General features: G+C 59.0%; 11 protein-coding genes. 6 read left to right on the forward strand and 5 right to left on the reverse strand.

Features of this window, described 5'->3' with window-relative positions; genetic code table 11:
• Positions 1-15 precede the first annotated feature (15 nt).
• Together YBN1229_RS10015 and hisC are read right to left on the reverse strand one after the other, a co-directional pair.
• Positions 16-960 carry a prephenate/arogenate dehydrogenase family protein gene (locus YBN1229_RS10015; protein ID WP_046478205.1) on the reverse strand — a complete coding sequence of 315 codons (945 nt, stop codon included), beginning with the start codon at positions 958-960 and terminating at the stop codon, positions 16-18.
• Complete coding sequence (gene hisC, locus YBN1229_RS10020; RefSeq protein ID WP_046478206.1) at positions 957-2090, reverse strand: histidinol-phosphate transaminase; 1134 nt, start codon at positions 2088-2090, stop codon at positions 957-959. Before hisC ends, YBN1229_RS10015 begins: the two co-directional genes overlap by 4 nt.
• Positions 2091-2353: 263 nt before the next feature.
• On the opposite strand from hisC, the gene metX reads away from it, so the two are divergent.
• The gene (gene metX, locus YBN1229_RS10025; protein WP_046478207.1) at positions 2354-3547 is read left to right on the forward strand and encodes a homoserine O-acetyltransferase MetX; all 1194 of its coding nucleotides are present in this window, start codon (positions 2354-2356) and stop codon (positions 3545-3547) included.
• Positions 3548-3578: 31 nt separating this feature from the next.
• The gene (gene metW / locus YBN1229_RS10030; RefSeq protein ID WP_046478208.1) at positions 3579-4223 is read left to right on the forward strand and encodes a methionine biosynthesis protein MetW; all 645 of its coding nucleotides are present in this window, start codon (positions 3579-3581) and stop codon (positions 4221-4223) included.
• An 11-nt stretch (positions 4224-4234) separates the two neighbouring features.
• Here metW and YBN1229_RS10035 read toward each other — a convergent pair whose 3' ends face one another.
• On the reverse strand, positions 4235-4993 hold the full coding sequence (locus YBN1229_RS10035) for a class I SAM-dependent methyltransferase (RefSeq protein WP_046480236.1): 759 nt from the start codon (positions 4991-4993) through the stop codon (positions 4235-4237).
• A gap of 251 nt (positions 4994-5244) precedes the next feature.
• Between YBN1229_RS10035 and gloB the strand changes: the two genes are divergently transcribed.
• From gloB to YBN1229_RS10055, 3 genes are all read left to right on the forward strand, one after another.
• Positions 5245-6015 carry a hydroxyacylglutathione hydrolase gene (gloB, locus tag YBN1229_RS10045; protein WP_046478210.1) on the forward strand — a complete coding sequence of 257 codons (771 nt, stop codon included), beginning with the start codon at positions 5245-5247 and terminating at the stop codon, positions 6013-6015.
• Between the two features lie 43 nt (positions 6016-6058).
• Positions 6059-6526, forward strand: coding sequence for a cupin domain-containing protein (locus YBN1229_RS10050; protein ID WP_046478211.1), 468 nt, complete (start codon positions 6059-6061; stop codon positions 6524-6526).
• Between the two features lie 330 nt (positions 6527-6856).
• On the forward strand, positions 6857-8884 hold the full coding sequence (locus YBN1229_RS10055; protein ID WP_046478212.1) for an NYN domain-containing protein: 2028 nt from the start codon (positions 6857-6859) through the stop codon (positions 8882-8884).
• A 245-nt stretch (positions 8885-9129) separates the two neighbouring features.
• Here YBN1229_RS10055 and YBN1229_RS10060 read toward each other — a convergent pair whose 3' ends face one another.
• Both YBN1229_RS10060 and YBN1229_RS10065 read right to left on the reverse strand, forming a co-directional pair.
• Complete coding sequence (locus YBN1229_RS10060) at positions 9130-9705, reverse strand: L,D-transpeptidase (RefSeq protein ID WP_046478213.1); 576 nt, start codon at positions 9703-9705, stop codon at positions 9130-9132.
• Positions 9706-9983: 278 nt separating this feature from the next.
• Positions 9984-11201: an OpgC family protein gene (locus tag YBN1229_RS10065; protein ID WP_076605310.1), complete on the reverse strand. Its 1218-nt coding sequence runs from the start codon at positions 11199-11201 to the stop codon at positions 9984-9986.
• Positions 11202-11736: 535 nt separating this feature from the next.
• Here YBN1229_RS10065 and mutS point away from each other — a divergent pair.
• Positions 11737-14553: a DNA mismatch repair protein MutS gene (mutS, locus tag YBN1229_RS10070; protein WP_046478214.1), complete on the forward strand. Its 2817-nt coding sequence runs from the start codon at positions 11737-11739 to the stop codon at positions 14551-14553.
• Positions 14554-14583: the final 30 nt, after the last annotated feature.

The following is a 14583-nucleotide window of genomic DNA, read 5'->3' on the forward strand; positions in this document are numbered from 1 at the left end:
CCGGTGTCCACGTTGTCAGCGTTGGTCGCTACCCATTCCGGTTGTCTTTCTAGCACGGCCGAAATCGGGCGCGGAGGTATCCTGCCCTGCTTCGATGATGCCGCGCCGCATCGCACGGGCGTTGGTGAAGAGCTTGAACAGAGTGTCGCCGTCACCGTAGCGGATCGCCTTTTGCAGTTCGGAAAGATCTTCGGTGAAACGCCCGAGCATCTCAAGGACCGCTTCGCGATTGTTGAGGAAAATATCGCGCCACATCGTCGGATCGGAGGCAGCGATACGGGTAAAATCACGAAAGCCGCTGGCGGAAAATTTGATCACCTCCCGGTCTGCGACCCGCTCCAGATGTGCAGCGGTGTTCACGATATTGTAGGCGATCAAGTGCGGCACATGGCTGGTGATGGCGAGCACCATATCATGATGCTCCGGGTCCATGATCTCTACGTTCGCCCCAAGCTTTTGCCAGAACGTCGTGAGCTTGCGTAGGGCTCCTGCGTCCGTTTCAGGCACCGGCGTCAGGATCGTCCACCGCCCATCGAAGAGTTCGGCAAAACCCGACTCCGGCCCGGACTCCTCGGTACCGGCGATCGGATGACCAGGTATGAAATGTACCCCTTGGGGTACAGAGGGAGCCACATCACGCACAATCGCAGCTTTCACGGAGCCGACATCGGTCAAAATCGCACCGGGTTTGAGATGAGCCCCGATCTCCTGAGCTAGTGCCCCGCATACCCCGACAGGTGCGCAGAGAACAATGAGATCGGCACCGCGAACGGCCTCTGCAGCAGAGCCAAACCCTTTGTCGATCACGCCGATTTTGAGCGCTTTCGCGAGGGTCTCCGGCGTTCGCGCGGATCCCACGATGGACTTCGCCAATCCCGCGCGGCGCGTAGCATGGCTGATGGAGGAACCGATCAGCCCAAGCCCGATCAGCGCCACCTTGTCGAACAACGGGGCACTCATTTGCGCAAAGCCTCTTGCGGGTGGAGTTCGTCCTTTGCGGCCCTCGTCACGATCTCTTTGAGAGCCTCAACGACGGCGCGGTTTTCAGCTTCTGTTCCAACCGTCATACGAAGAGCATTCGGCAATCCATACCCCGCAACCCGGCGCAGGATGATACCTTTCCCCTTGAGCGCATCATCTGCGGCGCTGGCCGTAAGCCCGGCAATCCCATCGAAATGGATCAAAAGAAAGTTCGCAACGCTTGGCGTGACTTTGAAACCTAACGCCGAAACCTCCTCCGTAAGCCAAGCGAGCCAGCGATCGTTATGCATGATCGCCGCTTCCATGTGGGCTTGGTCAGAGATTGCGGCAACGCCCGCAGCAATAGCGGGTGCGGATACGTTGAACGGCCCGCGAATCCGGTTGAGCACGTCCGCGATGTCTTCTGGGCAATAGGCCCAGCCGAGCCGTAGTGCGGCTAGGCCGTGAATCTTCGAGAACGTGCGGGTCATCACAGTGTTCGCGGTGGTCGCGACCAGTTCGAGACCGGCTTCGTAATCGTTGCGCCGAACATACTCTGCATAGGCGCCGTCGAGCACCAGGACGACATTTTGCGGGAGGTCCGCGCGGAGCCGTCGCACGTCCTTAATAGGAATGTATGTGCCGGTCGGATTATTAGGATTGGCCAGAAACACGATCCGCGTCTTATCCGTGACGCAATCCAGAATGGCATCGACGTCGCACGTAAAGTCGCGTTCGGCCGCGACGACGGGTGTGCCGCCGTTTGCCCGGATCGCGATGGGATATACGAGAAACCCGTGCTCCGTATAGATGCCCTCGTCGCCGGCGCCCAGATACGCGCTGGTAACCAGATTCAAAAGCTCATCCGACCCGGCGCCGCAGACGATGCGATCAGGGTTGAGGCCATAACGCGCGCCGATCGCGGACCGAAGTGCCGAAGCCGACCCGTCCGGATAGCGTTCAAGACTGTCGGCGGCGGCCCGAAAAGCGGCGACAGCAGTCGGACTTGGCCCGAGCGGCGTCTCGTTCGAGGAGAGCTTGATTGGCTTCACATTGCCTATAGTGCGGCTTTCACCAGGCACATAAGCACTGATATCCAGGATTCCTGGCTTGGGTTGCGGCGCGGTCATGCGTTTTTTAACTTAGGTTGGCAATTCGGGTTTGGTGGCTTCTGCCCCTTGCGCCGGCTCTGACAGCCAAGCGATAAAGGGTGGCCATCGGCCGGGTACAGTTGATAGGCCTCGACATTCGCGAACGCAAAGAAAAGTTGACATTGGGCTGTCCGGCCTAGCAAACGTCGCGAACCGGAACCACTTTCGGATAAATCATGCAGACACCTCCCCATAGCCAACGAGCCTTGGGAGCAGAATTAACGGCCTCAGGACATAGCGGAATGACGGCACCCTTAAAGCACATCCCGGAAGAAAACGCGGCTGCCAAGGCCCGTGCGCATATGCTTGCGCCGGAGTGCGAAGTGTTGACCATCCCGGACTCTGAGCCGTTGAAGCTGGACGGGGAAAAGCTGCTTGCGCCGTTCTCTATTGCCTACAAGACCTATGGGCAGCTCAATGCCGACAAATCCAACGCCATTTTGATCTGTCACGCGCTGACGGCCGATCAGTACGTGGCAAGCCGTCATCCGGTCACTGGGAAGCCGGGTTGGTGGGAAAGACTGGTCGGGCCGGGTAGACCAATCGACACCGACCGCTTCTTCATTATCTGCCCGAATATTCTCGGGGGCTGCATGGGCTCCACCGGCCCCGCATCAATAGATCCCAAGACGGGGCACCCCTACGGCCTGAACTTCCCTGTCATCACCATTGGCGACATGGTCAACGCACAAGTGCGTCTTATTGATCATCTCGGCATCGACCAACTGTTTGCGGTCGTCGGCGGTTCGATGGGCGGTATGCAGGTGCTCGGTTGGTGCTCGCGTCATATGGAGCGGGTGTACTCGGCGATCCCTATCGCGACGGCCGCTTGGCATTCGTCGCAGAACATTGCGTTTCACGAGGTCGGTCGCCAAGCTGTTATGGCGGACCCAAATTGGTGCAGCGGCAACTACTACGAGAAGGGACTGGTGCCGCGCAACGGATTGGGCGTGGCCCGCATGGCGGCGCATATCACTTACCTCTCGGAAGACGCGTTGCACGAAAAGTTTGGCCGCAACCTCCAGAATAGGTCCGAGCGGACGTTTTCGTTCGATGCCGATTTCCAGGTGGAGAGCTACCTGCGCCACCAGGGCTCCACCTTTGTCGATCGGTTTGACGCCAACAGCTATCTCTACATCACACGGGCGATGGACTACTTTGATCTCGCCGCTGAGCATGGCGACGTGTTGGCCAACGCCTTCCGTGGAACGCAGACGCGGTTTTGCGTCGTGTCCTTCACGTCCGACTGGCTCTACCCGACGCGGGAAAGTCGCGACATAGTTCAGGCATTGAACGCCGTCGCGGCCAACGTCTCATTCGTTGAAATCGACTCCATCAAAGGGCATGACGCCTTCCTGCTGGAGGAGCCGGAATTTGCCGCGACCGTTGAAGGTTTCATAAATTCCTGCGCCAAGCGGCGCGGGCTCGCGCGCTAAAGCTCGAGAACACGGGGAAACAGTTTAATCGATGTCATCTGCCCATGCGGATTACGAGCCGACCCATCGCGTCGACCACTTGTTGATTGCGGAAATGGTGACACCGGGAAGCCGAGTCCTGGATGTCGGCTGCGGTGACGGCGCTCTCTTACATCTTCTGACCGAGACAAAAGACGTTGATGCACGCGGCGTCGAACTCGCACGCGATAAGGTCAATGCCTGCGTGACGCGTGGGCTATCGGTGATCCAAGGTGACGCCGATATCGATCTCGACGACTATCCCGATCAAGCGTTCGATTATGCGGTCCTCAGTTTGACGATCCAGGCCACGCAGTATCCGAAAGCTGTGCTGGAGAATTTGGTGCGTATCGGACGGCACGCCATTGTGTCGTTTCCGAATTTTGGGCACTGGCGCATTCGCACGGATCTGCTGCTCTACGGTCGTATGCCGCGCACGCGGAATCTGCCCGAGCCTTGGTATCTGAGCCCCGACGCACACTTGTGTACGATCCGCGATTTCTACGATCTCTGCGAAACGATCGACGCGGACGTCGAAGAGGCGGTCGCATTCAACAGCGCGGGCCGCCGACTACCGATCAAGAGGTCCTTAAGTCTCCAGAACCTGCTGGGAGAAAAGGCCGTCTTTCGATTGAAGAAAGCACAGCCGGCGCGGTGAAATCGGGTGGTTCAGGTATCGGTTTGCGACTTGTCCGAGCGCTTCGCTCCGGCGAGTTGACCCGGAACAGGGACCAGATCAGCCAATATCCGGGCCTTTCGAACTTTACCAATAGGCGCCACAAGCTGCTTGCTAGCTTCAACGATAATGACGCCGGCAAAGCCTGGCGTGATGCGTGCGCCCATGCGTTCCCACGCCACAGCTGTGCGCAAGAGTGTATCGCGGCTGAATGGCGGCACGTAGAGTGCTTCACCCCATTCAATGGGTGTAAAGAGCGCGTCCTTAAGCATTGTTTCGACCTGCCCACGGCTGTAGGGGCGCCCAAAGCCGAAAGGGGTTCGGTCGGTGCGGGCCCACATTCCGCGCCGATTGGGGACGATCATCAGCAACCGACCTTCTGGCGCGAGCACACGCCACATTTCGCGCAGCACCGGGCGCACACGCCCAGCCATCTCGAGCCCATGGACCACCAATAGCCGGTCGACGGAATTGTCCGGTAACGGAAGCATCTCTTCATCGATCAAGACCGATTGCTTGAGACCTTCGCGGGGCCAGACCAGCGCGCCTTGCGGCCCCGGCATCAGCGCGCCGATACGTCGGGCCTCGCCGCGAAAAGCACCCAGATATGGAATGGGATAACCAAGTCCGATCATGGTCCCCGAGGTGCCGTTGCGCCAGCGTGCACGAATACGTCCGGCGATCAGCCTCCGGACCACTTGTCCGAGCGGACTCGCATAGAAATCTCTCAGTACTGCGACGTCGATGTGCATGTAGGCATCAACCAAAAACGATGTCGGACGATCCGCTTACAACGGCGTCGAAATGAATTGATATGATTCGTCCCTGACGATTCGACCCTAAGACATGGAATGATGCACGATTTCAACGCGATGGCGAGCATGTGAGCTGTCTTTTGCTTGGAACAACAGCATCAGCCATAGTGTTTCCAGCTCAAAAGCAAGGTCGTCGAGCCGTTCGAAGTCGGCTCGATGATTGGCGAATAACACTGAAGGAAGCCGCCGTGACCAACCTTGAAACATATCAATTTCCCTGCCGTAGCGATAACTATGGCGTTCTGGTACATGATCCGGCCACCGGGTTGACCGCTTCTATCGACGCGCCGGACGCTGCAGCCGTCGAACAAGCTCTCGATCACACGGGCTGGCGTCTGACCCATATTTTTACAACGCATCATCACGCGGACCACACCGGGGGCAACGTCGTTCTCAAAGCGACGCACGAGTGTGAAATCATCGGCCCACGGGACGAAGCACAGAAAATCCCGGGTCTCGACAGACCCGTCGGTGGCGGTGAAACATTTCGCTTCGGCGATTTTGACGTGTCGGTTCTCGCGACACCCGGGCACACACTGGGCCACATCAGCTATCATATTCCTGCAGCCAAGCTAGCATTCGTCGGCGATACGATGTTCGCGATGGGGTGCGGCCGTGTCTTCGAAGGTGATGCCAAGATGATGTGGGCGTCCCTGGCCAAACTTCGTGGCTTACCCAAAGACACCGTTGTCTTCTGCGGCCATGAGTACACGTTGTCCAATGCCCAGTTCGCACGCACGATTGAGCCGGACAATAAGGCGCTCGAAGTGCGCGCGAAAGAGGTAGAGGCTTTGCGTAAGGACAAGAAACCGACGCTGCCAACCACGATTGAAGCCGAGCTCGAAACCAATCCGTTCCTGCGTGCCTGCGAGCCTGAGCTCAAAGCGGCAATCGGAATGAGTGACGACGAGGACTGGCAGGTGTTTGCCGAAGTCCGTACCCGCAAGGACAACGCCTGAAGGCGGGGCAAGCCGGGCCACGAAGATTGGGGAGGGCGAGGCGATGGACGGATTAACCGCCGACGAAATCATTGTGCTGTTGGGACTGGAGCCGCATCCCGAGGGGGGGCATTTTCGCGAAACCTATCGTGACCCTGCGGGTGTCGCACCATTTCGTGGGGGAGAGCGTGCGGCTTCTACGGCAATCTACTTTCTCCTGCGTGCGGGCGAGGTGTCCCGATGGCACACCGTCGATGCTGCTGAGGTCTGGCATCACTATGCCGGCGCACCGCTAGAGCTGGGCATTGCTCCACCGGATGGCGCGGCGACACGCATGATCCTGGGTAAGAATTTAGCTGCTGGTGAGCGCCCCCAAGGCGTTGTGCCGGCAGGGCATTGGCAACAGGCGCGGAGCCTGGGAACGTTCTCACTTGTTGGTTGCACCGTTGCACCCGGATTTGAGTTTTCCAGCTTCGTCATGGCACCCGAAGGTTTCGAACCGGGGGGCGAATCGCCTAGTGGCGCAGCTTAGGCATGACGAGAATGTTCCTGCACAGAGTTTTCCACGGGTTGTTCAGCTCAATTCTAGTATGTAAGTCTCTGAAAGATATGAATTTTAAATATGGTCTTTAGGGGCTGTACGTGTGTGGCTGGCAGCGCCTTGTTCCGCATGTCCGACTCATAAAGACTGGATTGTGAGGGTTTCAGGGCCAGATGGCGAAGGGGCTGGAAGGTAGCGCGCTGAGTGCTGCTAATTGCCCCGTCACATCCGTTCCGGTCCGGCGTAGTGCATGTGTAGTACACCGGATTTGAGCGAGTGGCCCGAAGCGAAAAGTGTATCGCTAGCGGGGGCGGGTGTCGCATGAATCGGGAGTTTAAAGGGTCGTTGCTCAGTACGGTGTTCGTTGACTACGACAACATCTATCTGTCGTTGAAGCGAAAGAGTGAGGAAGCGGCTGTTCGGTTCGCAAAGGACGCCAGCCGCTGGGTTCAGGCGATCGCTTCTGGCAAACTGATCACGCCGACCAATGGCGTTTCTCTGGATATGCCACGTCGCATCGTGATGAACCGCTGCTACGGTAATCCGGTGCCACGACGGAACGCACAGGACAACGCGACGGATATGAATTCCTTCCCGTTTGTTCGCCACCACTATCTCCGCGCGGGTTTTGAAGTCATCGACTGCCCTCCGCTCACAGCTCAGCTGAAGAACTCGGCAGACATCCGCATGGTTATGGATGTCCGCGACTACCTGCTTCACGACACGTACTTCGACGAATTCATCATCTTGTCGGGAGACGCCGACTTCACTCCGTTGCTGCACCGTCTGCGTCAGCACGCGCGCCGCACCGTCGTATACGCGAACGACTATACGGCCGCGCCTTACACTGCGATTAGCGACGGTGAAGTGCGTGAAAGCGATCTTATCGCATTTCTAATGGAGGGAAGCGCCGAGGCGGAACCGAGCCCGGCAGCCGTCGCTCGCGCGGCGCCCCAAAAGGGGCTGCCAAGCCCCGAGATGCTGGCCGACGCCCGTAAGGCAATCATCGGCGAGGTGCTCGCAACGGTCCGCTCCGCTAGTCAGCCGGTTTTGCTGGAATCTCTGGCCGATCGCGCTGTGCGCGCGCTGGGGCACGAGCGCACTGTCGGTTCGGCTTGGGGCGGAGCTGGAAGCTTCCGCGATCTTCTGGCTGGCGCTTTACCAGCCGGCATCAAGCTGTCTGATTCTGCACCGTTTTACGTCTACGACACAAGCCGTCAGCTCTCACCGGCCCCCAGATCACACGCTGAGGAACGGCAAGAACAGCCACGCCAGCAGTTGCGTGCGGAGCCACGGTTCGATCAGTTGCCTGAAGGCTTCAGCGAGATACCACTCGACCGTGGCCAATCGGGAATGGCGGCTCACCACGCGCCTGAGCGTGAACCCGCACCCGCACAGCAGCCACGCCAGCGTTATTTGCCCGCTGCACAACCGACGTATGACGACCGCGCCCCGGCGCAGGACCGTCATGCGCCTGCACCTCGGGCACAGGCGCCGGCATCACGGCAACCTGCACCATCGCCACAACATCAGGATGCGGGGCGGCATGATGCCCGCCAGGACGCCGTGCGCCCGCAGTCTGGTCAGGTGGAGAGTGCGGAAAGCGCTTCATCTCTACAGCAGTCGATCGCACGTATTCATGAAGCCTGCCAGGCGCCTCCCCTATCGCCTCCCGAATACCGTGCGCTGTTCGATGTCATGGCGAAGGAAATCGAGACGAACGGCCTGACGGGCGCACGCACGCTGGTAAACATCTGCGACCGTGCACGCGAACTCGGCATTGAACTTCGCAAGGATGATGCACGCTTCATTCTCGAAGTTGTGAGCGAAGCTGACCCCTGGTTTGAACAAGGGGCTTCTGCAAGCCTGTTTGCGAGCCGCTTCCGCAACTTCGTCGTAGCGCGTTGCAAACGCCAAGGCCTGCAGTTGACCGCCGCCGAACTTGACCTCATCGAGGCATGGTTCACTGGAGGCGGGCAGCGCGAAGCGGTGCAACGTCCTTCCGGATCGGGAGCGCCACCTTCTGGTGCGGCACCATCGTCGGGAGGGAATCCTCCTGGTTCGATGCGGGGTGCGCCAGCCCCGTCCGCGCCGCAGTACGCTGATGCTGACCATCAATATCAGGCGAGCAGCCGGCAGATGGCGCCGGCCGATGCGTGGTGGCCCGAGGGCCGGGGAAATGAACGCCAGCTGGATTATCGCCAGAACGAGCGCCCTGCTGAGCGGTCCATGGCCGGGTCGCCGAGCACCGGTTACGGTGTAAGCGGCGCGGACCGTTATAGCGAATTCGCCGGAGTCGAGACGGAAGAGGAGTTTCCGCGCATCGTAAGAGGACGTTTGCGGGGCTGATCCCACTTAAGAAACTCCATCGCCAGAAGGCGGGTAAATTCCAGACGAGTGGTGCCTCACAGCGCTGCTCGTCTTTTAGTGGGAGCGATCGCCCCTTCCGTTTGCCCACGACGCAGATACAGCCCCCAGGGGGCCCATCAGGACCTCAAAAAGAAACGGCGCACCGTTTTAACGATGCGCCGTTATGAACTATCGAGAAATGCTACTGAAAGCGATGCCAACAGCTGAAAGCAGCTGGCTTTGCTTTAGGTCGTGAAGCGCTTCCAGGTGACCGTCACGCGTGTGCCTACGGGAACGCGCGGATAAAGATCGAGGACGTCTTCATTGTACATCCGGATGCAGCCCTTTGAGACAGCCGTGCCGATCGTCCAAGGCGCGTCAGTACCGTGAATGCGATAGAGGCTGGAACCCAGGTAGAGTGCGCGGACGCCCAGCGGGTTAAGCGGATGTCCGCCGGGAACGTGCACAGGTAGCTTGGGGTTCTCGCGGCGCATCTGAGGCGTTGGTGTCCAACCGGGATTGACGCGCTTTTGCGAGACGCTGGTTACACCAGACCAACGGCTCTGTTCGCGAGGAACGGCAATTGGATAGCTTATCGCCTCACCGCGCCGATGGATCCAATAGAGCTTTCGATCACCAAAGCTAACGATGATCTGACCGGGCGAGTATTTGGGTGAGAACGAAACCGTATCGCGATAGCCGCCACTCCACAGGAAAGAAAAGAGATCCTGGGCGTTCGCAGCGCTCGAAGCTAGCGCGACCATTGTCAGAGACAGCGCAGCTGAGACCAACGCACGGCCCCCTTTGGTGAAGCATTTCATGATCCAAATCCCCGTCTTTGTACGACGTCAACGTCAAATTGACCTGTAATTTCGCCGAGACGATACCGTCCGGGCGAGCAGAAACGTTGCGCCTACGACATTGCAGCCTCTGAAGCTGCACGACAACCGGCAGGCGACAGAAACCGCGCCATAATCGATCTCGAGCGGGCAACAGTTTGACGGATGTAGTAGAGCCGCAACACTCTGGGGCCAGTCTTGGCCCGATTCGGTATAATATTTATTAACTATATCGGCACTCTAGCGACGTGCGCGCGACGCTACTCCACCGGCTGCACCAATGGCCTGGAGAGGGGCGGTGCAGTCTGCGGAAGGTGCTGCGCGACATTAGCGGTCGGAATGCTGACAGCGCGCACGGCTTTTCGCCCCTGCACGTTCTTGAACCATGCAACAACGTAGGCGGTCGCCAGCAATATCGCGCAGCCTGAAAGGTTGACAAGCGCATATGTCGCGAAGTTCCGGCCAATCAGATTGAGCGCGACGCCACTCAGAAGGGACAGCAGCAAGCCGACCATGAATGTCGCGAGTGCCTGCTGGCCAACCAATTGACAGATCGCCACGAAACGTCCTCTGAGATTGGCCCCGCGATCACCAGCCAACGCATAAGCGAGATAGGCGACGCAAAGGAAGTGCACATAGCGCAAAGCGCTGGCGTGCGTTTTGTCTGTCAGCGGTGATAGCGCCTTGGCTGCAGCCTTCAAAACATCGACGTTACGAACAAGCGGCCAATAGGCGAGCGGAATCGTGAGCAAGACGACGACGGCAGCGATTGTCATAAGTCGCCGATTAACCGGGGGGACGGGGAGCCATCCGCGCGCAAAAGCAAAGCCAGTGAAAAATACAAGCTGCCACGCGAAGGGATTAAAGAACCATTCCCGGTCAGACCAGGGCTCGGCACTAAGTTCGATCCAATTGAGATTTGCGGCGGTCCAGCTGAGCACCATAGCAGAGAATACATAGACGGGGCCGAGCTTCGAGAGCGCAATCACCACCGGTATCATGGCGAGAAGCACCAGATACATCGGCAGGATATCGAACATGTTGGGGACGTATGTAAGTGTCAGAAGTCCCGGCAAGTTGGTCGAGAGATCGTTGACAAACCGAGCCAGATTCAGACCGATCACGTAATCCGCGCCGGCCCCAAGCCATTTGTCGACCATCATCATCGCCGCCAGAGCGACGAAGAAAATCCCAATGTGCGCCCAGTAGACCTGCCAGCAGCGATAGGCGACACGCGCTGTCCCAATGCTGAAGCCGTGCTGATCGTAGCTGCGTCCGAAGGCAAGAGCCGATGCTATCCCGGAGCAGAAGACAAACACTTCGGCGGCATCGGCGAAGCCGAACCGTCCCGGCATGAAATCGCTCCACGCGTTCATCGGCACATGGCCAATGTAAATGGCGAACATCGCGAGGCCCCGGAAGAAATCGAGCCTCAAATCGCGCGGCGCCGCCGGCTGGGAGGTGAAAGCGATCGACATGATGGTGTCTGGTCTGCCTGAAGCTGCGTCTGTCACCGCCCGCTGGGCGGGCGTCGAAACGATGTTGAATGTCCCGATGGATGCGACGCGCCAACGAAGTCGGCATTTGCTCCATGTCGTGTGATTCAATTACACGTTAAAATTGTGTCATTGCGATGGAATGGATTGCAAAAAATGTAGGCATTTTCTCCACTTAGAGATAACTCAAGGGAAAACTTCCATCCCTGAAGACTCTCCTCCAAAGGTGACACAGGAGAATTCGGACGCGCCAATATCGCGCGCCGCGCGCCGCACCAATGCGACACAAACGACAGCGCGTTGACGGGATGGACAACTCGGAGAGCATGTTGCTGCAATCGGAATGAGACCGCACGCCGTGGGATGTCGAGCCGGTTATCGTCGGACAACGTTCGCAAACCTGGAAAACCCACCGTTTTGACGAGGGAAAACCCTAGCTGCCCTTTTCAATAGACGTTGGCTCGGGCTATGGCTGCGCGTCTATGTTCGGCCCCTTTGAGACGATCCTTGCGCCAAAATGTCAGCACGTAACGACAAAACCTCGAAGCCAGACCGTGGGCCTTCCGCATCCGGTCCCGGCAAAGCCGTCGTTACCGAAGCGACGCCATCGATGGCGCAATACCTTGAGATCAAGACGGCAAATCCCGACAGCCTGCTCTGGTATCGGATGGGCGATTTCTATGAGCTGTTTTTCGAAGACGCTGTCGTTGCATCCGAGGCCTTGGGCATTGTTCTCACCAAACGCGGAAAGCATTTGGGCGAAGATATCCCGATGTGCGGCGTTCCTGTCCACAAGGCGGATGATTATCTCCAACGGTTGATCAAGTTCGGCTATCGCGTCGCGGTCTGTGAGCAGCTTGAAGATCCAGCGGAAGCCCGCAAGCGCGGCGCCAAGGCCGTCGTGCGTCGCGATGTGGTTCGGCTTGTAACGCCGGGAACGCTGACAGAAGAAACACTGCTCGATGCGCGCGCGCGGAATTTCTTGACCGCGCTTGCGCTGATCCCGCTGGCGCAGCGAGGTGCTGACGGAGCCAGCGTCGCGTTGGCCTCACTCGATATCTCAACGGGTGAGTTTGAAGTTGGATCGACGCTGAGCGGAGACCTTGCCGGCGAGTTGGTGCGCTTAAGTCCGCGCGAAATACTCGTCTCCGACAGAGACGACGCCGATGAGACCTGCAAACAAGCCGTCGCGATTTCTGGGGCCGCCGTCACACCCGTGGCCGGCGCGTTCTATGATTACCGCGCCGGCGAGCGCGAACTGAAAGCCAAGCTGGGTGTCGCGGAACTTGGCGGGTTTGGTACGTTTTCGCGCGCCGAATTGGCAACCATCGGCGCGCTCTTGAAATACGTCGATCTTACCCAGATCGGCAAAAAGCCGCTGATACGGCCGCCCAAACGCGCCAGCGCGCAGGATATTCTTCTGATCGATGCAGCCAGCCGGGCAAGCCTGGAGCTGACAAAGGCGACAAACGGAGACAAGCGCGGCAGTCTGCTGCACGCCATCGACCGCACGGTGACGGGACCCGGTGCACGCGAACTGGCGGCTCGTTTGGCGGCACCTCTGCGTGATGTCGGCATCATTAATGCGCGTCTTGATGCCGTCGGGTATCTCGTCGAGGCGTCCGCGTTGCGCACGGACTTGCGGAATAGCTTGCGAAGCGCGCCTGATATCGCGCGCGCGTTGTCACGGCTGTCGTTCGGCCGCGGCGGCCCACGTGATCTCGGCGCCGTGCGCGATGGACTATCCGCAGCGCAAGCGTGTGGGCGCTTGTTGGAAGCAAAGTCCGGGACCATCGGATTGCCGAATGAACTGCAAGCGATAGCGGAACGCCTCGCGGCTGCACCGGCTGCCTTGCGTGAAGAACTTGAAAATGCGCTGAATGAAGAATTGCCGCTTCTGAAACGCGACGGCGGCTTCATCCGCGAGGGCTACAGCACAGACCTCGATGAAGCGCGCCGTCTTAAAGAAACCGGGCGTCAGGTGATGCTCGAACTGGAAGCGCGCTATCAGCAGCAGTCTGGCGTGAAGACCCTCAAGGTGCGCCACAACAACATTCTTGGCTATTTCATCGAGGTCGGCCAAGCCAGCGCTCAGCCGCTGATGCAGCCGCCACACTCCGATGTCTTTCGTCATCGGCAGACAATGGCCAACGCCATTCGGTTCACCACGGAGGAACTGATCGCGACCGAAGGCAAGATCGCGACGGCGGGAGAACGTGCGACGAGCCTGGAGCAGGCGATCTTTACCGACCTCGCCCGTCGCGCCGACGAAGCTGAAGTTCCACTGGCAGCCGTCGCCGCGGCACTCGCTGAACTGGACGTAGCGACGGCTTTGTCTGATATCGCGGAGGACGAAGGCTACACCCGCCCGCTGATCGAAGAAGGCACGGCTCTTGAGATCCGAGGCGGCAGGCATCCGGTCGTGGAGCAGGCGCTCAAGTCGGAGCGCCAAGGGCCCTTCATTGAGAATGATTGTCTCCTGGGGGATGGGGCTGCAGGCGAGCAGCAGCAATCCGATGGTGAGGGTGGATCAGAGCTCAGGGCCGCGCGGATCTGGCTGCTCACCGGTCCGAACATGGCGGGTAAGTCGACGTTCTTGCGCCAAAACGCGCTCATATGTCTGATGGCCCAAATGGGAGCTTTCGTTCCCGCGCGTTACGCCCGCATCGGAGTGCTCGACCGTCTTTTCTCGCGTGTCGGTGCCGCTGACGATCTCGCGCGCGGTCGTTCGACCTTCATGGTCGAAATGGTCGAAACAGCTGCGATACTCAATTGCGCCACGCCGTCTTCGCTCGTCATTCTCGATGAGATCGGCCGCGGTACGGCAACGTTTGATGGTCTGTCGATAGCCTGGGCCGCTATTGAATACCTGCACGAGGTTTGCCGCTCCCGCACCTTGTTCGCCACGCACTATCATGAGCTGACCGTTTTGCCGGAGCGGCTGCAAGAGGTCGCCAACGTCACTATCGAGGTGAAGGAATGGCGGGATGAAATCGTCTTTCTGCACAAGGTGCGGCCCGGCGCAGCGGATGGGTCTTACGGCATCCAGGTTGCCAAGCTGGCAGGCCTGCCCCCTCAGGTGACCGAGCGCGCCGCCGAAGTGCTGGCGATGCTCGAAGATGCTGAACGGCGGGGAAGCAACTCACCGGAAGCGATCTTGGATGAATTGCCTCTTTTTGCGGCAAGTCGCGCAGTGGCTGACAAGGGCGAGGGTGCTCGAAGGTCCGCCGTGGAAGAAGCTTTGGATCGCATAGATCCCGATGAATTGAGCCCACGCGCGGCACTCGAAAAGATCTATCAGCTGAAGTCTCTTTGCCGTGATGATGATGCGTGAGCGCCAGCTGCGAGATCTTTACGGGAAGTA

The sequence above is a fragment of the Candidatus Filomicrobium marinum genome, from assembly GCF_000981545.1.
GTDB lineage: Bacteria > Pseudomonadota > Alphaproteobacteria > Rhizobiales > Hyphomicrobiaceae > Filomicrobium > Filomicrobium insigne.